The sequence below is a fragment of the Janthinobacterium sp. GW821-FHT03C10 genome (assembly GCF_059420865.1).
Window position 1 is genome coordinate 485,138 of the sequence record NZ_JBWKUN010000006.1, and the last position, 24,463, is coordinate 509,600.

The 24,463-nt window shown below is 66.2% G+C and carries 17 protein-coding genes; 5 read left to right on the forward strand and 12 right to left on the reverse strand.

Annotation, left to right across the window (positions count from 1 at the left end; genetic code table 11):
* The first annotated feature begins 27 nt into the window (after nt 1–27).
* The 5 genes from AC07VH_RS21930 to AC07VH_RS21950 all read left to right on the forward strand — a co-directional run bounded on the left by AC07VH_RS21930 (nt 28) and on the right by AC07VH_RS21950 (nt 8,328).
* Nucleotides 28–2,025 (forward strand): DNA topoisomerase IV subunit B, encoded by a 1,998-nt coding sequence (locus tag AC07VH_RS21930; RefSeq protein ID WP_475416070.1) that lies wholly within the window; start codon nt 28–30, stop codon nt 2,023–2,025.
* Nucleotides 2,025–3,734, forward strand: a complete 1,710-nt coding sequence (locus AC07VH_RS21935) for a molecular chaperone HscC (protein ID WP_494789208.1) — start codon at nt 2,025–2,027, stop codon at nt 3,732–3,734. The genes AC07VH_RS21930 and AC07VH_RS21935 overlap by 1 nt, the downstream gene beginning before the upstream one ends.
* Before the next feature lie 12 nt (nt 3,735–3,746).
* Nucleotides 3,747–5,552, forward strand: a complete 1,806-nt coding sequence (locus tag AC07VH_RS21940; RefSeq protein ID WP_494789209.1) for a hypothetical protein — start codon at nt 3,747–3,749, stop codon at nt 5,550–5,552.
* A gap of 48 nt (nt 5,553–5,600) precedes the next feature.
* Nucleotides 5,601–7,955 (forward strand): DNA topoisomerase IV subunit A, encoded by a 2,355-nt coding sequence (gene parC, locus AC07VH_RS21945; RefSeq protein WP_494789210.1) that lies wholly within the window; start codon nt 5,601–5,603, stop codon nt 7,953–7,955.
* Between the two features lie 184 nt (nt 7,956–8,139).
* Nucleotides 8,140–8,328: a helix-turn-helix domain-containing protein gene (locus tag AC07VH_RS21950; RefSeq protein ID WP_475416066.1), complete on the forward strand. Its 189-nt coding sequence runs from the start codon at nt 8,140–8,142 to the stop codon at nt 8,326–8,328.
* Here the strand turns inward: AC07VH_RS21950 and AC07VH_RS21955 are convergent.
* From AC07VH_RS21955 to AC07VH_RS22010, 12 genes are all read right to left on the reverse strand, one after another.
* On the reverse strand, nt 8,325–8,672 hold the full coding sequence (locus tag AC07VH_RS21955; RefSeq protein ID WP_475416065.1) for a hypothetical protein: 348 nt from the start codon (nt 8,670–8,672) through the stop codon (nt 8,325–8,327). The genes AC07VH_RS21950 and AC07VH_RS21955 overlap by 4 nt on opposite strands.
* A 26-nt stretch (nt 8,673–8,698) precedes the next feature.
* A complete protein-coding gene (locus AC07VH_RS21960; RefSeq protein ID WP_494789211.1) occupies nt 8,699–11,017 on the reverse strand; it encodes a DUF8189 domain-containing protein in 2,319 nt (772 codons plus the stop codon).
* 164 nt (nt 11,018–11,181) lie between these two features.
* Nucleotides 11,182–11,658 (reverse strand): hypothetical protein, encoded by a 477-nt coding sequence (locus tag AC07VH_RS21965; protein ID WP_230538935.1) that lies wholly within the window; start codon nt 11,656–11,658, stop codon nt 11,182–11,184.
* A gap of 215 nt (nt 11,659–11,873) precedes the next feature.
* Nucleotides 11,874–13,091 carry an acetate/propionate family kinase gene (locus AC07VH_RS21970; RefSeq protein WP_494789212.1) on the reverse strand — a complete coding sequence of 406 codons (1,218 nt, stop codon included), beginning with the start codon at nt 13,089–13,091 and terminating at the stop codon, nt 11,874–11,876.
* A complete protein-coding gene (locus tag AC07VH_RS21975) occupies nt 13,088–14,503 on the reverse strand; it encodes a bifunctional enoyl-CoA hydratase/phosphate acetyltransferase (RefSeq protein ID WP_494789213.1) in 1,416 nt (471 codons plus the stop codon). Before AC07VH_RS21975 ends, AC07VH_RS21970 begins: the two co-directional genes overlap by 4 nt.
* Before the next feature lie 9 nt (nt 14,504–14,512).
* The gene (locus AC07VH_RS21980; RefSeq protein ID WP_494789214.1) at nt 14,513–16,783 is read right to left on the reverse strand and encodes a DUF3141 domain-containing protein; all 2,271 of its coding nucleotides are present in this window, start codon (nt 16,781–16,783) and stop codon (nt 14,513–14,515) included.
* A 47-nt stretch (nt 16,784–16,830) separates the two neighbouring features.
* Nucleotides 16,831–17,955 carry an ABC transporter permease gene (locus AC07VH_RS21985; protein ID WP_475416061.1) on the reverse strand — a complete coding sequence of 375 codons (1,125 nt, stop codon included), beginning with the start codon at nt 17,953–17,955 and terminating at the stop codon, nt 16,831–16,833.
* 1 nt (nt 17,956) lies between these two features.
* Complete coding sequence (gene rbbA / locus AC07VH_RS21990; RefSeq protein ID WP_494789215.1) at nt 17,957–20,698, reverse strand: ribosome-associated ATPase/putative transporter RbbA; 2,742 nt, start codon at nt 20,696–20,698, stop codon at nt 17,957–17,959.
* A 2-nt stretch (nt 20,699–20,700) separates the two neighbouring features.
* Complete coding sequence (locus AC07VH_RS21995) at nt 20,701–21,774, reverse strand: HlyD family secretion protein (RefSeq protein WP_494789216.1); 1,074 nt, start codon at nt 21,772–21,774, stop codon at nt 20,701–20,703.
* Nucleotides 21,775–21,792: 18 nt separating this feature from the next.
* The gene (locus tag AC07VH_RS22000) at nt 21,793–23,238 is read right to left on the reverse strand and encodes an efflux transporter outer membrane subunit (RefSeq protein WP_494789217.1); all 1,446 of its coding nucleotides are present in this window, start codon (nt 23,236–23,238) and stop codon (nt 21,793–21,795) included.
* A gap of 10 nt (nt 23,239–23,248) precedes the next feature.
* Nucleotides 23,249–24,034 (reverse strand): enoyl-ACP reductase FabI, encoded by a 786-nt coding sequence (gene fabI, locus AC07VH_RS22005; RefSeq protein WP_489629761.1) that lies wholly within the window; start codon nt 24,032–24,034, stop codon nt 23,249–23,251.
* A complete protein-coding gene (locus AC07VH_RS22010) occupies nt 24,031–24,216 on the reverse strand; it encodes a hypothetical protein (RefSeq protein WP_475416056.1) in 186 nt (61 codons plus the stop codon). The genes fabI and AC07VH_RS22010 overlap by 4 nt, the downstream gene beginning before the upstream one ends.
* Nucleotides 24,217–24,463: the final 247 nt, after the last annotated feature.

The following is a 24,463-nucleotide window of genomic DNA, read 5'->3' on the forward strand; positions in this document are numbered from 1 at the left end:
CACTGTCTTTACTTAGCTTGAACACGTATGGCCACTAAAAAACCAGCATCCGACTACAGCGAATCATCCATCCGTGTCCTGAAAGGACTGGAACCCGTCAAGCAGCGCCCGGGGATGTACACCCGCACTGAAAATCCGCTGCACATCATTCAGGAAGTGATCGACAATGCCTCCGACGAGGCGCTGGGCGGTCATTGCACGCATATCGCCGTGACGCAGAACACGGATGGCAGCATCACCGTCGAAGACAATGGCCGCGGCATTCCCGTCGGCCTGCACCCGGAAGAAGGCGTGCCGACGGTGGAAATCGTGTTTACACGGCTGCACGCGGGCGGCAAATTCGACAAGGGTTCGGGCGGCGCCTACGCGTTCTCGGGCGGCTTGCACGGCGTCGGCGTGTCCGTCACCAATGCGCTGTCGACGCGCCTGGAAATCACCGTCTGGCGCAAGGAAAGCGACGGCAACGGCCTGCATCACATGGTGTTTGCCAACGGCGACGTGATCGAGCCCCTGAGTTCCCGCCCCGCCCCGCGCGACGGCAAGAAATCCGGCACGCGCGTCACGGCCTGGCCCGATGCAAAATACTTTGATTCGCCGAATATCTCGCAAACCGAGCTGCAACGCCTGCTGCGCTCGAAAGCCGTGCTGCTGCCGGGCGTCACCGTCACCCTGACCAACGCGAAGACGGGCGATACGCAGACCTGGCAGTACGCGGAAGGCTTGCGTGGCTACCTGACCGAAACGCTGGCGCAGGTATCGAATGGCGAAACCCTGATTCCCCTGTTCGAAGGCGCGCAATACGCAGGCCCGGACTCGGAAGGCTTTGCCGAAGGCGAAGGCGCGGCCTGGGTCGTGGCGTGGACGGAAGAAGGCGCCATCGTGCGCGAATCGTACGTCAACCTGATTCCCACCTCGAATGGCGGCACGCACGAATCGGGCTTGCGCGACGGCCTGTTCGGCGCCGTGAAAAACTTCGTCGAAATGCACTCCCTGCTGCCCAAAGGCGTGAAACTGCTGCCGGAAGACGTGTTCGCGCGCGCCTCGTTCGTGCTGTCGGCCAAGGTGCTGGACCCGCAATTCCAGGGCCAGATCAAGGAACGCCTCAATTCGCGCGACGCCGTGCGCCTCGTCTCGACCTTCACCAAGCCGCCGCTGGAACTGTGGCTGAACCAGCACGTCGACTACGGCAAGAAGCTGGCCGAGCTCGTGATCAAGCAGGCGCAGTCGCGCCAGCGCTCGCTGCAGAAAGTGGAAAAGAAAAAATCCTCGGGCGTGGCCGTGTTGCCGGGCAAGCTGACCGATTGCGAATCGTCCGACATCGCGCGCAATGAACTGTTCCTCGTCGAGGGCGATTCGGCGGGCGGTTCGGCCAAGATGGGCCGCGACAAGGAATTCCAGGCGATCCTGCCCCTGCGCGGCAAGGTCCTGAACTCGTGGGAGACGGACCGCGACCGCCTGTTCGCCAATAACGAGATCCACGACATTGCGGTGGCCATCGGCGTCGATCCGCACAGCGTGGGCGACTCGCCCGACCTGTCGGGCCTGCGCTACGGCAAGATCTGCATCCTGTCGGACGCGGACGTGGACGGCTCGCACATCCAGGTACTGCTGCTGACCCTGTTCTTCAAGCATTTCCCCGTCCTGATCAACAAGGGACACATCTGCATCGCCCGTCCGCCTTTGTACCGCGTGGACGCGCCCGCGCGCGGCAAGAAGCCGATGCAGAAAATCTATGCGCTCGACGATGGCGAACTGCTGGCCATCGAGGACAAGCTGCGCAAGGAAGGCGTGAAACAGGGCGCCTGGTCGATCTCGCGCTTCAAGGGCCTGGGCGAGATGAACGCCGAGCAGCTGTGGGAAACGACGATGAACCCGGACACGCGCCGTTTGCTGCCCGTCACGCTCGGCGAAGTCGACCACATGGCCTCGGCCTTGCGCTTCAATATGTTGATGGGCAAGGGCGAAGCGGCAGGACGCCGCGCCTGGATCGAGGAACACGGCAATGAGGCGGAGGCGGATATCTGATGATCATCGGCATCGACCTGGGCACCACCAACAGCCTGGTCGCCATCTGGCGCGACGGCAAGGCTGCCATCATCCCGAATGCGCTCGGTGAACACCTGACGCCGTCGTGCGTGAGCATCGACGACGACGGCACCGTGCTGGTGGGGCGCGCCGCGCGCGAACGGCTGCAGACGCACCCGCAACTGACGGCGGCCGTCTTCAAGCGCTACATGGGCAGCGAAAAGAAGATCACCCTCGGCACGCAGCAATTCCGCCCGGAAGAGCTGTCGTCGATGGTGCTGCGCGCGCTGAAGGAAGATGCCGAAGCCTTCCTGGGCCACAAGGTCGAGGAAGCCATCATCACCGTGCCCGCGTATTTCAGCGATGCGCAGCGCAAGGCCACGCGCATCGCCGGCCAGTTGGCGGGGCTGCGCGTGGAGCGCCTGCTCAACGAGCCGACGGCCGCCGCGCTGGCCTACGGCATCCGCGACAAGGAACAGGAAAGCAAATTTCTCGTCTTCGACCTGGGCGGCGGCACGTTCGACGTGTCGATCCTGGAGCTGTTCGAAGGCGTGATGGAAGTGCGCGCCTCGGCCGGCGATAATTTTCTGGGCGGCGAAGACTTCGTCACCGTGCTGGTCGACGCTTTCATGGAAGGCAGCGGCCTGCGCGGCGCCGTCGGCAGCCGCCTGCTCGACCCGCGCCAGCAGCAGCTGCTGCGCGACGAAGCCGAGCGCGTCAAGCGATTGCTGTCGGACCAGCCATCCATGCGCATGGCCACGCGCTACCAGGACAAGGAGTACAGCTGGGAGATCGGCGAAGACAAGCTGGCGCAGCTGTGCGAACCGCTGCTGGCCCGCCTGCGCCTGCCCGTGGAACGGGCGCTGCGCGACGCCACCATCCGCGCGGCGGAATTGAATGAAGTGGTGCTGGCCGGTGGCGCCACGCGCATGCCGCTGGTGCGTAAACTCGTCTCGCGCATGTTCGGCCGCTTCCCCGCCATCCACCTGGACCCGGACGAAGCCGTGGCGCTGGGCGCCGCCGTGCAGGCGGGTCTGAAGATGCGCGATGCGGCCCTCGACGAAGTGGTCATGACGGACGTGGCGCCGTATTCGCTGGGCATTTCGATTTCGCGCCAGGTCGGCGCGAACCAGTATGAGGGCGGGCATTACCTGCCCATCATCGAGCGCAACTCCGTGGTGCCCGTCTCGCGCACGGAAAACATCACCACCATCCACGACAACCAGAAGGAAATCAACGTGGCGATCTTCCAGGGCGAGTCGCGCCTGGTGGCCGACAACGTCTTCCTGGGCAAGATCAGCTTCCCGATCCCCGCGAAAAAGGCGGGCGAGATCGGCATCGACGTGCGCTTCACCTATGACGTCAGCGGCGTGCTGGAAGCGGAAGTGACGGTGCTGGCCACGCAGGAAAAGCACAAGATGATCATCAGCGACAATGCAGGCGTGATGACGCCGGAACAGATCGAGCAGCGCTTTGCGGAACTGGCCGACCTGAAGATCCACCCGCGCGAGCAGATGGAAAACCGCACCCTGGTCACGCGCGCCGACCGCCTGTATGAACAGTCGCTGGGCGACGTGCGCCAGTACCTGGCGGCGCACACGGCCAATTTCCAGGCCGCGCTGGAAACGCAGGACCCGGCCACCATCCGCAAGGCGCGCCAGGCGCTCGACGAGGTGCTGCGCCAGGTCGAGAGCGAGAGCTTCCTGTAAATGGACGGCGGCATGCACAACGGCCAGCGCGGCCTGTGGGAGATCCTGGGCACGGAGCCGACCGGCGACGAGCGCGCCCTCAAGCGCGCGTATGCGAAGCGCCTGAAGGCGACGCGTCCCGAGGACGATCCGGCCGCCTTCCAGGAGCTGCGCGAAGCGTATGAATACGCGCTGCGCCATGCGCACCTGTTTGCCGGGGAGCTGCCGGAAACGCAAGCGGCTGAAACGGCGGCGGCGGAAACGCCAGAAGCGCCGCCCATGGAACCGGCCGACCTGTGGGGCGTCATCGACGAGCCCGCACGGGAAGCACCTGCGGAACTGTGGGGCGTCATCGCCCGGGAGCCCGCACCGCCGACGGAACTATGGGGCGTGCTCGCCATCGATCCGGCGCAGGAAGCGGAGCATCTGTGGGAAGGCTGCCTGGCATGGATGCGGCACGCGGATGCGGACGACGCGCTGGCCCGCATGCTGCAGGACGACGCCATGCTGAACCTCGACGTGCGCGAGGAATTCGAGCTGTGCGCGCTGCGCTACTGCGCCAGCACCGGCTATGACCTGGCGCTGCGCCAGGCCCTGTTCGAACAGCTGGGCTGGGACCACGATTTTTCCTACCTGGCGCGCAGCCATGCGGACCTGGTGCGCAGCGCCGTGCAGCGCTACCGTGCGGACCGCTCGTTCGCCCATTTCAGCGATAACCGCGACAGCTACCCCGGTCTGGACTGCATCATGTCGCAGCAGGCACCAAGCGCCTACGCGCGCCAGCTGTTCGACCGAAAATTCACGCTGCAGCTGCGCGAGCTGCTGCACGCGATACGCTGGCAGCACGGCGAGATGCTGGCCTACAAGCTCGATACGGACCTGTTCGAGCAGTGGGAACACGCCGTCCATGCCAAACGCTACTTCAAGCAGACGGCGCTCGCGTCGGGCGGCCTGGGCTTCGTGCTGCACTTCATGCTCGCCGGCGTGCTTGACGCGGCCGGCGTCAAGCTCGGCGACGCGGCCGCCCATGCCAGCCTGCTCGGCTTCCAGGCGCTGGCCTTTTCCCTGCTGGCCATGCATGCCTTGCGCTGGCCGGCACCCCTGTTCGCGCGCCTGGACTCGCTGCAGGAAGCGCTGCAGGACCGCCTGCCCGTGCTGTGGCAGCGGCCCGGCTTGCGGCAGCTGGGCTGGATAGTGCCCTACCTCTCGCTGGCCTTGCTGCTGTTCCTGCCCGAACGCAGCGAGACCATGCGCCTCGTCACCGCGGCCGGCCTGTGCGCGTCGGCCCTGCTCGCGTATGCGATGAACCGCCAGCTGCTGCATGGCATGCTGCTGCTCCTGGTCCTGGGCTTGTCGCTGTTCGCCGCCATGTTCATGAGCGGCAAGGGCCAGTCGGCGCTGGCCATCGGCGACGCCATGCCGATGATGTTTTGCCTGGCGGCGCTGGCCCTGCGCAGCGCCACCGGCCTGTATGGCGATTGTGGCTGGCCGGAAGCGCTCTTGCCCCGCCTGCGCGCGGCATGGCTGATCGGCTGTGCGGGCCTGCTGTCCTTGCTGTATGTGCAGCAGCTGCCGGCCGCCCTCGTCGGCGCCGCGCTGTATGCCTGGTCCTGCGCCGGCCTGCTGTTTTCCCCCACCGATTTCAAATGGAGGACGATCTGGCCGGTGGTACTGGTGCCGTCCCTCGCCAGCGTCGTGCTGGCCGGCCAGGCCCCGGCCATCCGCGCCATGCAGATGATGCACAACAGCGTGGAGCTGGCCATGGCCGTGCTGTATTTCACCATGTGCTACATCTACAAGACCTACGGCAAGTCCTTCTCCAAATCCGGGCTGTCATAATCGCCCCCATGAATTCAACCGCAACCACTTAACACCGAAACAAGCGCCATGTCCACACAAACCAATTTATTTGACGATGCCCAGCCTGAGCCGATCGAGCCGGATGAACCGGTATTCGACGGCGAAGCGCTGACCCTGTCCACCTTCGCCGAGCGCGCCTATCTCGATTACGCCATCTCCGTCGTCAAGGGCCGCGCCCTGCCCGACGTGTGCGACGGCCAGAAGCCCGTGCAGCGCCGCATCCTGTATGCGATGAATGAGCTGGGCTTGAATTCCACGGCGAAGCCGCGCAAATCGGCGGCCGTGGTCGGCGACGTGCTGGGCAAATTGCATCCGCACGGCGACCAGTCCGTGTATGACGCGCTGGTGCGCATGGCGCAGGATTTCTCCTTGCGCTACCCGCTGATCGACGGCCAGGGCAATTTCGGCTCGCGCGACGGCGACGGCGCCGCGGCCATGCGTTACACGGAAGCCCGTTTGACGCCGATCGCCAAGCTGCTGATGGATGAAATCGGCATGGGCACGGTGGACTTCCAGCCCAACTACGACGGCTCGACGGAAGAACCGAAGCTGCTGCCGGCCCGCCTGCCGATGGTGTTGCTGAACGGCGCCTCCGGCATCGCCGTGGGCCTGGCGACGGAAATCCCGTCGCACAACCTGGCCGAAGTGGCGAAAGCGGCCGTCGCCATGATCCGCGATCCGAAGATGACGCACGCCGAGCTGATGGCCATCATGCCCGGCCCCGACTTCCCCGGCGGCGGCCAGATCATCACGCCGCCATCGCAAATTCAGGACATGTACGCGAGCGGCCGTGGCAGCATGAAGGTACGCGCACGCTGGAAGATCGAAGAGCTGGCGCGCGGCCAGTGGCAAGCCGTGGTGACGGAACTGCCGCCGGGCACCTCGTCGCAAAAGGTGCTGGAAGAAATCGAGGAATTGACGAATCCAAAGATCAAGCTGGGCAAGAAGGCGCTGTCGCCGGACCAGGTGGCCCTGAAGGCGCTGATCCTCAATTCGCTCGACACCATCCGCGACGAGTCGGGCCGCGCCGCGCCCGTGCGCCTCGTGTTCGAACCGAAGTCGAAGAACCAGGACCAGACGGAATTCATGCTGATGCTGCTGGCGCACACGTCGCTGGAATCGTCGACCTCGATCAACCTGGTGATGATCGGCGGCGATGGCCGTCCGCGCCAGAAAGGGCTGGGCGACATCCTGCGCGAGTGGATCGATTTCCGCTTCGAGACCGTCACGCGCCGCACCGGCTATAAACTGGGCAAGGTCAAGGACCGCATCCATATCCTGGAAGGACGCGAAGCGATCCTGCTCAATATCGACAAGGTGATCCAGATCATCCGCAATTCGGATGAACCGAAGGCGGCCCTGATCGAGGCGTTCAAGCTGTCCGAGCGCCAGGCCGACGATATCCTGGAAATCCGCTTGCGCCAGCTGGCACGCCTGGAAACGATCAAGATCCAGCAGGAACTGGCCGAACTGCGCAAGGAAGAAAAAACGCTGCAGGACCTGCTCGACAACCCGGGTTCGATGAAGCGCGCCATCATCCGCGAAATCGAAGCGGACGCCAGGCAGTTCGGCGACGCGCGCCGCACCCTGATCGAGGAAGCGCAAAAAGCCGTGGCCGAACAGAAGGTGGTCGATGAACCGGTCACCGTCATCATCTCGGAAAAAGGCTGGGTGCGTGCGCGCACCGGCATCGGCCACGATGCGGCGCAGTTCACGTTCAAGGCGGGCGACAGCCTGCATGGCGCCTTCGAGTGCCGCACGGTCGACACCCTGCTGGGCTTTGGCAACAACGGCAAGATCTACTCGGTGCCCGTCTCGGCGCTGCCCAACGCGCGCGGCGACGGCGTGCCGATCACGACCTTGTGCGACCTGAGCGGCGGCACGCCGGGCAACGCCGTGCGCATCCTGCACTACTTTGCCGGCCATGGCGCCACCAATTTGCTGCTGGCGTCGAGCGCCGGCTACGGCTTCATCGCCAAGGCGGGCGACATGACGAGCCGTCTGAAAGGCGGCAAGGCCTTCATCACCCTGGACGATGGCGACGTGCCTTTGGCGCCGAAAGTCATCCCCGATGCGGCCAGCGCCCTGGCCTGCCTGACGGAAGGCGCGCGCCTGCTGGTGTTCGGCCTCGATGAAATGAAAACCCTGTCCAAGGGCGGCACCGGCGTCAAGCTGATCGACCTCGATGCCAAGGACAAGCTGCTGGCCGTGCAGCCGATCACGCAACGCGGCGTGGTGGTCTCGGGCATCGGCCGGGCGTCGAAACCGCAGGACGCGTCGCTGGGCGCCACGGCCCTGGCCGAGCACTTCGGCAAGCGCGCCAAGAAGGGCAAGGCGCTGGCGGCCAAGCTGAAACCGGTCTCGATGGCAGCCATCGGCTGACCGTCATCACGCCACACGAAAAGACAGGTTCGCCTGTCTTTTTTTTCGTCCCCCGCATCTGGCAGCAGAGTAAATAACTTTACAGATAGGCGCCGCGCTCCCGTTATCCCTGCAGGCATGCCACCGGCATGCCGCACACGGACAGGAGAGCCAGGATGACAAACAACGTTTCAGGCAGGCTGCCATGCAGCGCCTGACCCCGGCAGAACGGCTGGTGGCGGCCATGGCGGCCGAAGGTTTGCCGTATAAAAGCATCGCCAGGGAACTGGGCAAGTCGCCGGCCACCGTGCGCAATCAGCTGCATGCGATTTACCAGAAACTGGGCGTGGGCAACCGCACGGCGCTCGCGCACAAGCTGCGCGGCCGGCCTTAACGCCGCGCCAGGCGCAGCACGTCGGGCGTCGCTTCGACGATGTCGATCACGTCCTGCCCCCCGCCAGCATCGCTGAGCGCGTAGCGGCCCATGCCCAGGGGTACCAGCTTGGCAACGGGGCCGGCGCGGGGACGATCGTCGGGGCCGGGCGCCATCGACGTCAATGTCGCCACCCCTTGCGCCATGGCGCCGGCGGGCGCGCCGAATTCGAGCACCTTGCGCCCCTTGCGGCTGGGAGGAAAGGCGAAGGTGGCCGTGGGCCGGTACACCTCGATACCATCCGCATCCTCCTCGAAGGAATGCGTCCAGCTGCCGCTGGGCAGTGCCGTTGTCATGCCGTGCATGCCACCTCCCGTTTCACGCATAGACGTCAGAAACACGATACCACGCCGCCCAGGCTTTCATAGCCGCTCACGGAAGGAGACCAGGCCGTGCCGTTCCACGCCTTGTGGAACAGGGCCCCATTCGTCCCCGTGACAAACACGTCGAGGCGGTTCGCCGCCCAGGCCGTGGCGCGAGGGCGCGAGGTGCACACGCCGCCCAGGCTTTCAAAGCCCGTCAGCGACGGCGTCCAGGCGCTGCCGTTCCACGCCTTGTGGTACAGGGCGCTGTCCGTGCCGATGACGAACAGGTCGAGCCGGTTGGCAGCCCACGACACGGCTTCCACCTCGCCCACGCAGATGCCGCCCAGACGCTCGAAGCCATCGTTGGAAGGGCCCCATTTCGCGCCATCCCACCATTTATGATACAGGGCGCCATCGGTACCGGTGACGAATACGTCGAGGCGGTTCGGCCCCCACGCCACCGCCTTCGGCGACGAGGTGCAGATACCGCCCAGGCGCTCGTAGCCCGTCAGCGACGGCCCCCAGGCCGTGCCGTTCCACCACTTGTGGTACAGCGCCCGGTCCGTGCCGATGACGAAGACATCGAGGCGGTTCGGCCCCCACGCCACGGCTTCCGGCTGGCCCAGGCAGATGCCGCCCATGGCTTCGTAGCCGGTCAGCGACGGCCCCCAGGCGGACCCGTTCCACCACTTGTGATACAGGCCGCGGTCCGTGCCGACGACAAACACGTCGAGGCGGTTCGGCCCCCAGGCCACGGCGCGCGGGTCGCCCACGCACAAGCCGCCCATCGCTTCATAACCGGTCAGGGACGGTCCCCAGGCCGTACCGTTCCACCATTTGTGGAACAAGCCGCTGTCGGTGCCAGTGACGAACACGTCGAGCCGGTTCGGCGCCCACGACACCACCTGCGGCGCACTGGTACAGATGCCGCCCTGCCCTTCATAGCCGGTGACGGACGGCGCCCAGGCCGTGCCGTTCCAGGCCTTGTGGTACAGCGCGCGGTCGGTGCCCAGCACGAAGACGTCGAGGCGGTTCGCGCCCCAGGCCACGACGGGGGAAGAACTCTGGCGCGGCGTGGCGCCCGTGCCGCCCGTTCCCGTGCCGATGCTGGCGCGCGGACCGTCGAGACAAGCCTGCATGCGCGCCACCTGGCCCGCCGTGAACATGAACATGGCGGGATCGTCGACGTAATCCATGTAGTTCATGAACATGTCGCCATTCGGCCCGTTGCTGCAGGAAATGTGCGGGAACGAAGGCTGGCCCGTGTTCGGTCCGCCCTGGTTCGGCGTGTCGGCCACGTTGTCCGTGCCCGAGCAGCCGGTGCCGTCGTCGCCCCAGATATGGTTCAGGTTCAGCCAGTGGCCGATTTCATGCGTGGCAGTGCGCCCCAGGTGGAACGGCGGCGCCGCCGTGCCCGTCGTGCCGAAGGCCGATTGCAGGATCACCACGCCGTCGGTGGCGGCCGGGCCGCCGGGAAATTGCGCGTAGCCGAGCAAGCCGCCGCCCAGCTGGCACACCCAGATATTCAGGTAGCTGTCGGCCGGCCAGGCATCCATGCCGCCCGTCGCCTGCGATTTGACGGCATCGTCCGCGCCAAACGAGGCCACCGTCGTCTGGCGCCGCTCGATGCCGCTGGTGGCCGCGCCATGCGGATCGATCGTGGCCAGCGCGAACTCCACGCGCGCATCGGCCGTCAGCGGCAGGAACGGCGCCGGCGTGCTGTTCACATCGGGATTGACGCGGCGGAAGTCACGGTTGAGCACATCGATCTGGCTGGCGATCTGCGCATCCGAAATATTCTGCGCGGCCGTATTCCACACCACGTGCACGACCACCGGTATCTGCGTCACGCCGGAACGTCCGGCGCTGCTGCCGGCGCCCTCGTACATGCCAGCCTGGTTTTCAATCTCGGCGCGGATGTTCGCATAGGAGGGGTCCTCCGTCAGCAGGCGGCGATGCACGTCCATCGTGGCGCAGGTGCGCACCTGCGGCGTGCCGCCGCCCTGGCCGCCGTCGCCGCCCATGCCGCCTCCACCGCCCCCGCCATCGCGGTCGCCCCCCATGCCGCCGCCATCGCCCACGTGCATGCAACTGGCGCCGGCCATGCCCTGCGATGCCTGCTGCATGCCGCCGCCCGGCATGTCGCCGCCGTTCGCCGCGGCCGCGCCCTGCGCGAGCGCCGCCTGATCCGCGTACGAGATGCCCAGGCGCGCTCCCGGCATGGCGTCGGCGCCCGCCGCATCAGTACCGGCATGCACGTCGCCCTCGACCGGCATGGACTGCATGGCCGGCGCGCCTTCCGCCGAACCGGTGGCCGGTAATTTTTTTGTTTTAGCGGTGCTCATGATGTCTCCTTCGTCTGTTTGCCAATTCACTATGGCACGGCGAAAAGAACAGCATTTGTGCCAGATCAAGACTGGCAAGCGGTGCCCGAAAAAAGTGGCAGACGAAAAAAAAGACAGCCGAAGCTGTCTTTTTGGCTTGCGGGCCGTGGCCCGCAAACGGGGAATTACTTGGCGGCGGCGGCCTTGACTTCAGCGTCGGCCTTGGCCTTGGCTTCTTCCGTCTTGGTGGCGGCGAGGGCTTTGTCGGCGTTCGCTTCCACTTTTTCCTTGGCGACCTTGGCGTTCGCTTTCACGGCAGCCTTGGTGGCTTTCGCATCGGCCTTGGCATCGGTCTTGTCTGCCTTGGCTTCCGCTTTCAGCTTGTCTTCCGCATCAGCGTGGACGACCTTGTCATGGGCCTTGGCTTTGGTCTTGTTGGCCTTGTGCTGGGCGTCGGCTTTCTTTTCGTCAGCCTTCATCTCGGCCTTGGCGACGTTGGCGTCAGCCTTGGCATCGACCTTGGCTTCCGAAGCGGCAGCCTTGTTGACGTCTTTTTGCGCGGAAGCCTGGGCTTTCACGACAGCTTCCGTGGCCGGCGCCGTTTGAGCGAAGGCGGCGGTAGCAAACAGGGTAGCGATCAGGGCGGCGAGTAATTTGTTCATGATGAGACCTTTCAATATGGTTTAATTTTATTCTTACTAAAGGCGGGCAAAATGTTCAAAATTTGCCAGGCATCGCGCTGTTTCTTGATGTAGCGCAATGGCATGACTTCATAGTAAAGATAACTGGCAAACCACACAGTGCGGTAGCGCACTCAACGAGAAATATGTGCAAATCGACAAATTTCCCATCGAGTGCGGCCCTACGCTTCAGATCCTCATGCGCCCACGGCCAGGGCCGCGTGGCGCGCCGCCACCCACTCCTCGTTGGCCGGCTCCACGCCCACCACGATACGGCTGGCGTCGGTGGAGATACGGCTGGCGTTGCGCGCATTCGCCTGCGCATCGAGCACGGGACCGATAAAACCGAGCTCGGCGCAGATGCGCTGGCGCAATTCGGCGCTGTGCTCGCCGATACCGGCCGTAAACACCAGCATGTCCAATCCCCCCAGCACGGCTGTCAGGGCGCCGATCTCGCGCACGATGCGGCGGACATATAAAGCCAGCGCGGCGCGGATGCGTTCGCCCGTCGCATCCTGCCGGTCCTGCTGCGCCAGCAGCACGGGCGGGTCGGCCGACACGCCCGACACGCCCAGCAAGCCCGACTCGTGGTACAGCACATGCGCCACTTTTTCCAGCGACAGCTTTTCGATTTCCATCAGGTAGATCACGGCGCCAGGATCGAGCGAACCGCAGCGCGTGCCCATCATCAGGCCGTCGAGCGCGGAAAAGCCCATGGTGGTGGCCACGCTGTGCAAATTGTCCATGGCGCACAGGCTGGCGCCGCTGCCCAGGTGGGCGACGATGACCTTGCCGTGCGCGACAGCGCCAAAACGCCGTTCCAGCACCAGCGACTGGTATTCATACGACAGACCGTGGAAGCCGTAGCGGCGCAAGCCCCGCTCCCACGCATCGTAAGGCAGGGCCAGCATCTGCTCGACCTGCGGCACCGTGTGGTGGAAGGCCGTGTCGAAGCACGCCACCTGGGCGATGTCGGGCCGCGATGTGAGCAGCACCTCGATCGCCTCGAGCGCGAACGGCTGGTGCAGGGGCGCCAGCGGCACATAGCTTTTCAGGTCCGCCAGCACGGCGAAATCGATGCGCACGGGGGCGAAGTACTTGCTGCCGCCATGCACCACGCGGTGCGCCACGGCGCGCAGCGCACGCCCGTCCAGCTGCGCCACCACTTGCGCGCGGATGTATTCGAGCGCCGCGTGATGCGGCTGCTGCGGGTCCAGCTGCAAGGCGACCGCCGGCAGGCCGCCGGCGCGGTAGGTGGCGCTTTCGCGGCCGATGCCTTCGACCTTGCCGCTCCATTGCGCCTGCTGCGGCAGCACGCCGTCCGCCTGCTCGAACAGGGCGAACTTGATGCTCGACGAGCCGCAATTGAGCACCAGGATCAGGGTGCCGTCGGCGTGGGTGATTGGCGCGTTCATGGCGGAGTGCTCCGGTAATGGTTGGCCAGCATCACGGCGATGGCGCACGAGGCGATGCGGCTGGCGCGCGAATCGGCGCGGCTGGTGAGGATGACGGGGATCTTCGCGCCCAGCACGATGCCGGCGCTGTCCGCGTCGCCCATGTATTCGAGCTGCTTGGCCAGCATGTTGCCGCTTTCCAGGTCGGGCACCAGCAAAATATCGGCGCGGCCCGCCACTTCCGAGACGATGCCCTTGACGGTGGCGGCGGCGATCGACACGGCGTTGTCGAAGGCCAGCGGACCGTCGAGGATCGCCCCCGTGATCTGTCCGCGGTCGGCCATCTTGCACAGGGCGGCCGCGTCCAAAGTCGCCGGCATGTCCGCGTTCACCGTTTCCACGGCGGCCAGGATAGCCACGCGCGGGCAGGCCACGCCGATCACGTGCGCCAGGTCGATGGCGTTACGCACGATGTCGGCCTTCATGGCCAGGTTGGGCGCGATATTGATGGCGGCATCCGTGATGATGAAGGGGCGCGGATAGGCGGGCGTCTGCATCAGGAAGCAGTGGCTGATGCGGCGCTTGGTGCGCAGGCCGGCGCTGGCCGACAGCACGGCCGACATCAGTTCATCCGTGTGCAGGCTGCCCTTCATCAGCGCCTCCACTTCGCCCTTGCCCGCCAGTTCGGCGCCGCGCGCGGCGGCCGCATGGCTATGCTCGACATCTTCGATGGCGATGCCGGCCAGGCTCAGGCCCGCTTCGGCCGCCACCGCTTCCAGGCGCGCGCGCGGCGCCACCAGCACGGGCGTGATCAGGCCGGCCGCATGCGCGTCCAGCGCGCCCGACAGGCTCAATGCATCGCAGGGATGGATCACGGCGACCCGGATCGGCCCCAGCGTGCGCGCGTGCTCGAGCAGGCGCCGCGTGCCGTCGCCGTTATGCAGGCGCACTTCGGGCAAGGTGGCGCGCGCCCGCTCGATCTGCTCGGCCGGCGCGATCACCTGCGCCTCGCCGTCGAGCACCACGGCGCCATGCTGGTTGACGCAGCGGCAAGCCAGGGTCACGTGGCGGCTGCGCGGCTCGAGGGCCGTGACGGTGACGCTGATGGCCAAGGTATCGCCCACGCGCACGGGTTGCAAAAAGCGCAGGGTCTGGCCCGTGTAGACGGTGCCGGCGCCGGGCAGGCGCGTGCCCAGCACGGCGGAAATGAGTGCCGCACCCCACATGCCGTGCGCGATCACGCCCTGGTAGCGGGTGGCGGCGGCAAATTCGGTATCGAGGTGCTGCGGGTTGTCGTCGCCCGACATCACCGCGAACAGGGCGATATCGTCCATGCTCAGGGTGCGCGTGATGCTGGCGGTGTCGCCGATGGCGATCTGGTCGAAGGTGCGGTTACGTACGATATTCAGATCATCGTCTTGGGTAGTGGTCATCGTGGTCTTCTATACAGGGGTAATGTGTTTGGCCGGTTTGGCCTTGGGTCCGGCATGGGAGGCGCGCGCGTCCGGCGGCAGCGCCTTCGCCTGCGCCTGCTGCTTGACTGCGCGGTCGAAGACGTCCAGCATCTGCTGCAGGCTCGCTTCCTCGTCCGGCGTCGGCGCCTCGGGCACTTGCAGCACCTGCTGCAGCCACTCGGCCAGCGCGCCGATGTCGTCCGGATCGGCGCGCGACAGCAAGGCCGGCAAGGCGGCGATGGCGGCATCGAAATCATGCAGCATCAGGCGCGCCTGCTGGCGCACGATGCCGCGGAATTCCTCCATGCCGACCTCCTGCCGGTATTGCGGCTTGATCAATTTGAGGGCCAGGTTGACCCTGCGCTCGTCGGCGATCATGCGGAAGCGATAGATGTAGAACAGCGCGCGCACGGCCGCTTCCACCAGGCCGCCCCGCTGCATGTCCTCGTCCATCTTGCGCGTTTCGCAGCGCACGTATTCGCAATGCTCGGGCGAGATGCCGGGATGGGGGCGCGGCGGCGCGGCATCGCCGATGGCCTGTCCCGTCAGCGCCTGCACCAGGGGCGAGCCATAGATCATGTCGAAGGTGGTTTCCTGCACAGTATCGCGCCAGTCGCGCCAGCCGTTCAAGCCGGCCGTGATGGCGCCTGAAACGGCTTCCTGCATGGCCAGCAGCGGATTGTCGGGCGATACCGGCTGGCGGTGGGCGCGCACTTTTTCCGCCTCCCTGGCCACCAGCCTGGCCAGCGGATTGTGGTCGGTCCAGCGCTCGTACGACACGCGCAGCGGATGCGCAAGCTGCAGGAAGCGCGCGGTTTGCGGCGTGACCATGGCGCGCACCCACGGCTGCGCGAACGTGCGGTACAGGGCCAGGTTCACCTCGGATACGCGCGCGGCGGCGGCGAACTTGCGGTCGTTTTCCACGCTCGGCTGCACGATGGCGCGCACGTCTTCGATGCCGCGGTGCTCGACCTGCAGCACATAATCGCCGCTGGCCAGGTCGGCGTTCGGCGTGTCGGGCGTCTTGTCGACGATCCTCGCTTCGTAGATCCCGGCCGGCAGCAGGTTGATCAGGTCGATATTGCTGGCGAATTTCTGGTGTTCCTTGTGCCCCACCTTGGCCGAGACGAAGATGCCCAGGTGGCCGATGCTGTCGTGCACGGCATACACGATGGTCTGGTCGTGCATCAGCACGTCCTTGTCGTCGCGGTACAAGTCCGTGATCCAGCCCAGGGCCTGCGGCGGCGGCGTGATGTTGTCGCCATTCGAGCAGAATACGACGATGGGGGAGCGGATATTGCGCAAGTCCAGGCGCACGCCGTCGGAGGTGATCAGTTCGGCCGTGGCCAGGCGGTTGCCGATGAACAGATTGTCGACGATGTACTGCATCTCGACGTCGTTCAGGAAGACGTGGCCGCCCCAGTATTTTTCAAATTCCAGGTAGCGGGGCGCTTCCGTGTCGATGTGCGCATACAGATTGTACTGCTTGCTCCACAGGGTATTGGCCGGGTTCAGCTTTTCGAAATTCTGCACCAGGCTGGCGCCGTCGAAGCGGCCGTTGCCCAGGTCGCCCGCCAGCGCCGTGGCCCAGCTGCCGCCCATCAGGCCGCCCGCGTAGCGCATCGGATTGCGGCCATGCCAGCCGGCCCAGTAGGACACGGGCGCGCCGGCCACGATGATGGGGCCGAACAGTTCCGGGCGCATGGCCGCCGTCATGAGGATTTGCCAGCCCGCCTGGCAATTGCCGATGACGACGGGCTTGCCTTCGCTGAGCGGATGCAGGGCGATGACTTTTTCCAGGAAGGCCGCCTCCGCATGCATCACGTCTTCCACCGTCTGTCCCGGCACGGGATCGGGCAGGAAACCGATGAAGTAGCACGGGTGGCCGGCGCGCAGGGCCACGCCGATCTCGCTCTCGGCCTTGAAGCCGCCGATGCCGGGACCGTGGCCGGCGCGCGGGTCGACGACGACAAACGGCCGTTTCGATGGCTCAGGTTCGGGCGCATCGGGCGTCAAAATGCGCGCCAGGCCGTAGTTGACGGGACGCGCCAGCTCCAGGCCCGACATCACCAGTTCGGCGGGGAAGTCCAGCACGTTCGGCACTTCCTCGGCCAGGTGCTCCTGGTACTGGTTGCCGCGCCGGCGCATCACGTCCGCGTACAGCACGATGCGCTGCCACGAGTCGCGCGCATAGTCGCCCAGCATGCCCAGGGACGGCAAGCCGCCGGTGGAGAAAAATGGTGCAGCTTCGGTTGTCATGGCTATCCTTTTCATGCAAAAAACGCCGGACCATTCCGGCGCGGGGGCTACGCCATCTGGCTGATGGTCTTGCGAAAACGCGCCAGCGCGAAGGTAAACAGGGCCGTGCCGATGGCCAGCAGGGCCAGGAACGGTTTCCACACCACGTCGATGCCGGCACCCCGGTACAGGATCGCCTGGCTCAATTCGACGAAATGCGTGGTCGGGGCGATCAGCATGATGTTCTGCACCAGCTCGGGCATGCTTTCGCGCGGCGTGCTGCCCCCCGAGAGCATCTGCAGCGGCAGCAGCACGAGAATCAAGAGCATGCCGAACTGCGGCATGCTGCGCGCCACGGTGGCCAGGAAAATGCCCATCGAGGTGGTGGCGAACAGGTGCAGGGCCGCGCCGCACAGGAACAGCGCGATCGAGCCTTCGATCGGCACGTGCAGCATGCCGCGCACCACCAGGTTCAGCGACAGGGCGGCGGCCAGCAGCACCACCAGGCCCATCGACCAGACCTTGCCCAGCATGATCTCGGCCGGCGTCACCGGCATCACCAGCAAGTGCTCGATGGTGCCGTGTTCGCGCTCGCGGATCAGGGCCGCGCCCGTGAGGATGATCGACAGCATCGTCACCTGGTTGATGAGTTCCATCAGCGAGCCGAACCACGCCTGGCTCAGCGAGGGATTGAAGCGCGCGCGCATCACCAGCTCCACGGGCGAGACGGTCGCGCCCCGGTAGCGTTTGCCGAATTCGGCTATTTCACCGGCGACGATCTGCTGGATGTAGCCGCTGCCGCTGAAAGCCTGGCTCATGCGCGTGGCGTCCACGTTCAGCTGCAATTCCGCGTGGCGCCCGCCCAGCACGTCGGCCTGCAGCTTGGGCGGGATCGTCAGCACGAAGGTGTACCGGCCCGCGTCCAGGCCCGCATCGACCTGGCTCTGGTTGATCATGGCCGGCGGCGTGAACTGGGGCGGGAAGAAGGCCGAGGCGATGCGCCCGGACAGGGGCGAGCCATCCTCGTCGACGATGGCGATCGAGGCCATGTGCAAGGTTTCCGGCTTGGCCGTGGCAGCCACGTAGATGGCCAAAGTGAACGTGTAGAGGATCAGGATCAGCATCATCGGGTCGCGGATCAGGCTCCAGATTTCCTTCACGCCCAGGCGGTAGATGTTTTCAAGGTGGCGCATGTCAGCTCTCTTGTTTCTTCAGCAGCGCCACCGTCACGCCGAGGATCACGGGAATGGCGACGAGCAGGGGCCAGAACGAGGCGTGCAGGTCGCCAAAGCCCAGCGCCTTGTTGAATACGCCCCGGCTGATGTTGAGCATGTGCGTGGCCGGATACATCAGGCCGACAGCCTTGCCCACGCCTTCCATCGACGAGACGGGATTGAGCAGGCCGGAAAACTGGATGGCCGGGATCATGGTGCCGATCATGGTCACGAACAGGGCCGCGATCTGGCTGCGCGTAAACGTCGAGGCGAACAGGCCGATGCCCGTGGCGCAGATATTGAAGATGAAGGTGGCGCCGATCAGGGTCGGCAGGCTGCCCTTGATCGGCACGCCGAAGGCGGTGACCGCCAGCAGGGCCATGAGGACGAAGTTGAACATGGCCAGCACGACGTAGGGCACCTGCTTGCCGAGCAAGAATTCCAGGCGCGTGACGGGCGTCACGTACAGGTTGATGATGGAACCGAGTTCCTTTTCGCGCACCACGGACAGCGCCGCCAGCATGGCCGGCAGCATCAGCAGCAGCAGGGGAATCACGGCCGGCACCATGGCGGGCAGGCTTTTCACGTCCGGGTTGTAGCGGTAGCGCGTCTGGATGGCGACGGGATTGCTCATCGTGATGCCGTAGCGGTGCAAGGCCTGGTCGGCCAACCACAGCTGGTGCATGCCCTGCACGTAGCCCTGCACGGTTTCGGCGCGCATCGGCATGGCGCCGTCGATCCACGCGCCCACTTGCGCCGGCGCGCCGCGCTGCACGTCGCGCGCGAAGCCGGGCGGGATCTCGATGGCCAGCGACAGTTCGCCGCTGCGCATGCGCTTGTCGATATCGGCATAGTCGCGCAGCGGCGGGCGCTCGACGAAGTAGCGCGAGCCGGCCAGGTTGTTCGTGTAATTCTGGCTCAGGGTCGTCTGGTCGTGGTCGAGCACCGCATAGCTCAAGTCTTCGACGTCGAGGCTGATGCCGAAGCCGATGACGAACAGCAGCAGCACGGAGCCGCCCAGCGCCAGGGTCAGACGCACGGGGTCGCGGCGCAATTCCAGCGCCTCGCGCCACATGTAGCTGAGCATGCGGCCCAGGCTGAAACGGCTGCGCCGGTGCTGCGGCGCCGGTGCCGCTTCCTGCGGCACGGATGCCGGCGGTTCCTGCACTGTCGCCGCTGCCGTGCCGCCGCCCGCCTCTTCCAGGTAGGCGATGAAGGCCGCCTCCAGCGACGGCGCGCCCTTCTTGCGCACCAGTTCGGCCGGCGCATCGCTGACCAGCACTTTACCGGCGTGCATCAGCGAGATGCGGTCGCAGCGCTCGGCCTCGTTCATGAAGTGGGTGGAAATGAAGATGGTGACGCGGTCGCGCCGCGCCAGTTCGATCATCAGGCGCCAGAAATTGTCGCGCGCGATGGGGTCGACGCCGGACGTCGGTTCGTCGAGGATCAGCATTTCCGGCTTGTGCACCATGGCCACGGCCAGCGACAGGCGCTGGCGTATGCCCAGCGGCAGGCTGTCGGGCAAGTCGCCCATCACGGCGCGCAGGTCGAAGCGCTGCGCCATTTCGTCGATCCTGGCCGGAATCTCGCCCTCCGGCACGTGGAACAGGCGCGCGTGCAGCACCAGGTTCTGGCGCACCGTCAGTTCGCTGTACAGAGAGAATGCCTGCGACATGTAGCCGACCCTGCGGCGCGTATCGATGTCGTTGGAATCGACCTCCTTGCCGAACAGCCAGGCCTTGCCTTCCGTGGCCGGCAGCAGACCCGTGAGCATCTTCATGGTGGTCGACTTGCCGCAGCCGTTCGAGCCGAGAAAACCGAAGATCTCGCCGCGGCCGATGCGGAAATTCACATGGTCGACGGCCGTGAAATCGCCGAAGCGCATGGTCAGGTCTTTGGCCTCGATGGCGACGTCCTGCGCGCTGGCTGGATCCAGCGGCGTGATCACCACGGGCTGGTGGCCGGCGCGCTTGGCTTCGGGCAGCAGCTTGATGAAGGCCGCTTCCAGGTTGTCGCTCTGTGTGCGCGCCAGCAGCTCGGCCGGCGTGCCCGTATCGAGCACCTTGCCGTCATCCATGGCCACGAGCCAGTCGAAGCGCTGCGCCTCGTCCATGTAGGCGGTGGCCACCATCACGCTCATTTGCGGGCGCTGCACGCGGATGCCGGCGATCAGGTCCCAGAACTGGGCCCGCGCCAGCGGATCGACGCCGGTGGTCGGCTCATCGAGAATGAGCAGGTCGGGATCGTGGATCAGGGCGCAGCACAGGCCCAGCTTCTGCTTCATGCCGCCCGACAGCTTGCCCGCCGGGCGCGCGAGGAAGGGTTGCAAGCCCGTGCTGCGGGTCAGCTGGTCGATGCGGCGGCGGCGCTCGGCCGCGTCGTGGCCGAACAGGCGCGCGAAAAACTGCAGGTTTTCCTCGACCGACAGGGTCGGATACAGATTCTTGCCCAGGCCTTGCGGCATGTAGGCGATGCGCGGGCAGACATCGTCGCGGTGGCGCGCATCGCGCATGTCGCCGCCCAGCGCCATCACGCTGCCCTGCTGCACGGCGCGCGCGCCGGCCACCAGCGACAGCAGGCTCGATTTGCCCACGCCGTCGGGCCCGATCAGTCCCACCATGCGGCCGGCCGGCACGTCGAGGTCGATGCCGTCGAGCGCCACCGTCTTGCCGTAATGCTGGCTGACGCCCTGGATGCTGACGACAAAGGAAGTCACGTCCATGCTCACTGCGGAACCTTGGCCGTCAGTTCAGCGGGCCATGGCTGCTTCGCATCGAGGCGCACCCAGGCCACGCCGGGCAAACCCACCTTGACCAGGGCCAGATGCTTTTGCAGCAGCTCGCGGCTGATCTGCGCCTTCACGCGGAACATCAGCTTCTGGCGCTCGCTGGCCGTTTCCACCGTCTTCGGCGTGAACTGCGCGCTGGCGGCGACAAACGAAATCGTCGCGGGAATCACGTAATTGGGCGCCGCGTCGAGGATGAGGCGCACTTCGCCGCCCATCGCCACCTTGCCGGCCGCCGTCTCCGGCAGGAAGAAGGTCATGTAGACGTCCGACAGGTCGACCAGGTTGAGCACCTTGCCGCCGCCGGCCAGCACTTCGCCCTGCTGCGCCACCAGGTATTGCACGCGGCCGTCGCGCGGCGCCGTCAGCTGGCCATCGGCCAGGTCGGAATCGATGCGCGCCGTGGTCGCCTCGGCGGCGACGACGGCCGAACGCGAACCGACCACCTGCGCTTTTGCCGCATCGATGGCCGCCTGCGCCGCCGTCACCTGCGCCTTGGCCGCATTCAGGGCGGCGGCCACGCTGCGCACGCGGGCGCGGTCGTCGTCGAGTTCCTGCACCGAGGAAGCGCCTTCCTTCGACAGGGTTTCGGAACGGGCCAGGCGGCGCCTGGCCGCATCGAGTTCGCTTTCGCGCTGCGCCACCATGGCCAGCGCGGCCGCCTTGTCGCTCTCGCGCACGGCCACCTGCGCCTGCGCGCCGACCACGGCATCGGACGCCTGCTGCTGGCGCGCGCGCGCCTCGTCGCGCTGGGCCGTCAGCGAGTCGACCTGCATGGTGGCCAGCGGCTGGCCCGCCTTGACGAAGTCGCCCTCGCGCACGAGGATCTCCTTGACCCGGCCGGCCAGCTTGGTCGCGACGTCGACTTCCGTCGCCTCGATGCGGCCATTGCCGCTGACAAAACCTTCGCCAGGGCCCGTGGGGCGCATTTTTTGCCAGGCCAAGTAGCCCAGCACGAGAACGGCCACGACCAGCGCGACGGGGATGAGTTTTTTCTTCAGTTGAGCATTCATGGTATCGGGGTGATCAAATTAGTGGGTGGAAGCGGCGGCGGGTGCGGGTGCGCCGCCGCCCAGGGCCGCATACAGGCTGACCTGGCTGGACAGCAGCGCGCGGCGCGTCTGCACCAGCTGCTGCTCGACCGTCAGCAGGTCGCGCTGCGCATCGAGCACTTCCAGGTAGGGCGCAGCGCCATTGTCGTAGCGCAGCTTGGCCAGGCGCGCGCGTTCGCTTTGCGCGGCCAGCGTGGTCTTGCCGATGTCGACCTGCAGCGCCAGCCAGCGCCGGTTCGACAGCGCGTCGGCCACTTCGCGGAAGGCGCCCTGCACGCTCTTTTCATAATTGGCCACGGCCACGTCGCGGCGCACCTCGGCCAGGTCCCTATTGGCGCGCAGGCGGCCCGCGTCAAAGACCGGCAGCACCAGGCGCGGGGCGAAATTCCAGGCCCCGCTGCCCGAGTCGAACAGGCCGCTCAATTCCGCGCTGGCCGTGCCATAGCCCGCCGTCAGCGAAATGGTGGGGAAGAAGGCGGCGCGCGCGGCGCCGATATTGGCCTGCGCGGCGCGCAGCTGGTGCTCGGCCGCCATCAGGTCGGGGCGCTGCGTAAGTAAAGCCGAGGGCAGGCCCGCATGCAGCGGCTGCAGCACGCTGGCATCGTCGAAGCGGCGCACCTCGCCAGCCACCGGCGCCAGGTCGACGGGGCCGCCCACCAGCTGGGCCAGCGCATGCGCCTGCACGGCGCGCGCCTGTTCCAGCTGGGCCGACAGCGACAGGGCCTGGCTGAGCAGGGTTTCCACCTGCGTCAGGTCCAGCTTCGAAATCGATCCCACCTCGAAGCGGCGCGTGAAGATGCGCAGCGATTCGGCGCGGCTGTCGACCGTGGCGCGCGCCAGTTCCACCCGTTCGTCGAGTTCGCGCAAGCCCAGGTAGCCATTGGCCACCTGCGCCACCAGGGCCACGCCGACGGCGCGGCGCGCCTCGTCGCTGGCCAGCAGGGTTTGCAGGGCGCTGTCCTTCAGGCTGCGCACCCGGCCCCAGAAATCGAGTTCCCAGGCGCTCACGTTCAAGCCCGCCTGGTACTGCGCGCTCGTCATGGCGCGCCCCGTCGGGCTCAGGTCAGCCGGCACGCGCGCGCGGCTGCCGGAGGCGCCCAGCGCGATGGTGGGAAATTGTTCGGCGCGCTGGATGCCATACGCGGCGCGCGCCTCTTCCACGCGCAGGGCGGCGATGCGGATGTCGCGGTTGCCGGCCAGCGCCTGCGCAATGAGCGCCTGCAGGCGCGGATCGGCAAAGTAGGCTTGCCAGGCGACGTCGGGCGCGCTTGCGCCGGCAGCGTCAGTTTCCGGATACTGCGCCGCCACGGGCAGCGGCGGCGGTGCGTAAGGCGGCGCCAGCGAGGCGCAGCCGGCCAGGGCCAGCGCGGTGGCCAGCGCGGCCATCCCGGCGCGGTTGGGCAAAATAGAAACAGCCATGGTCATCTTCTTCCAGTCAATTCAGAATGTTGTAGCCGCCATCGACGTACAGGGTGCCGCCCGTGATGGCGCGCGCGCCGTCGCCGGCGAGGAAGGCGCACAGCGCGCCCACGTCCTCGATGGTGGCCAGGCGGCGCATGGGCGAGCGTTCGATGGCGTCGGCCATCAGGCGGTCGAAATGGGCGATGCCGGAGGCGGCCCGCGTCTCCAGTGGGCCCGGCGAGATGGCGTTCACGCGGATACCTTGCGGCCCCAGTTCGGCGGCCAGGTAGCGCACCGACGCTTCCAGCGCCGCCTTCACGGGTCCCATCAGGCCATAGTCGGCGATGACTTCCTCGGCGCCTAAATAACTCATGGTGGTCAAGCTGCCGCCGTGCGGCATCAGGGGTTCGGCCAGCTTCGCCATGCGCATGAAGGAATGGCACGAAATGTCCATCGCCTGCGCGAAACCGTCGGCAGAACTGTCCGTCACGCGGCCATGCAAGTCGTGTTTCGGCGCATACGCGATCGAGTGGACGACAAAATCGATGGCGCCCCACTGCCGTTCGATCTGCGCAAACAGCGCCTCCAGTTGACCCGGCACGGCCACGTCGAGCGGCGCCATGATGGCCGCCTGCACTTGCTGCGCCAGCGGCTCCACATGTGAACGGGCCTTGTCATTGAGCCAAGTCACGGCCAGTTCGGCACCGGCCGCGCGCAGCGCGCTGGCGCAGCCCCAGGCGATGCTTTGCGCGTTGGCGATGCCCACCACCAGGCCCCGCTTGCCCTGCAAAGGCAAGTGCGGGCGCGAATCGGCCGTCATGCCTGGACGGGACGCAAGGCGGGCCACGGCGTGGCCGCATGCACGCAGCGCGCCGCGCCGGCGCGCATGGCGGCCGCGCTCATGGCCAGGGTCACGCCGCCGGCGCGCGCATACGGCAAGGCAATCGGTGTGTGGGGATGGAGGGTATTGCACGCGTCAGGCGCGGGGGTCTGCATCTTCATGAATCGGCTTCCGTCACTGAAATTCGAGGCCGGCACCAGTGCATTCTCGGGGAACTGGTACAGGGCGAAATTACTCTACAGCATTTAGATACGTGATTCGCGATGAGTCCGGTCCGCATGCTTATCATTTTGAGCTAGGTCAACTATAAGTGCGATTGCGGCAATGCAACATTGATGTAAATCAAATTTTACCTCAATATTATTTAAATGAAATAATTTTCAGGCAAGCGCGCGGGCATACGTATTT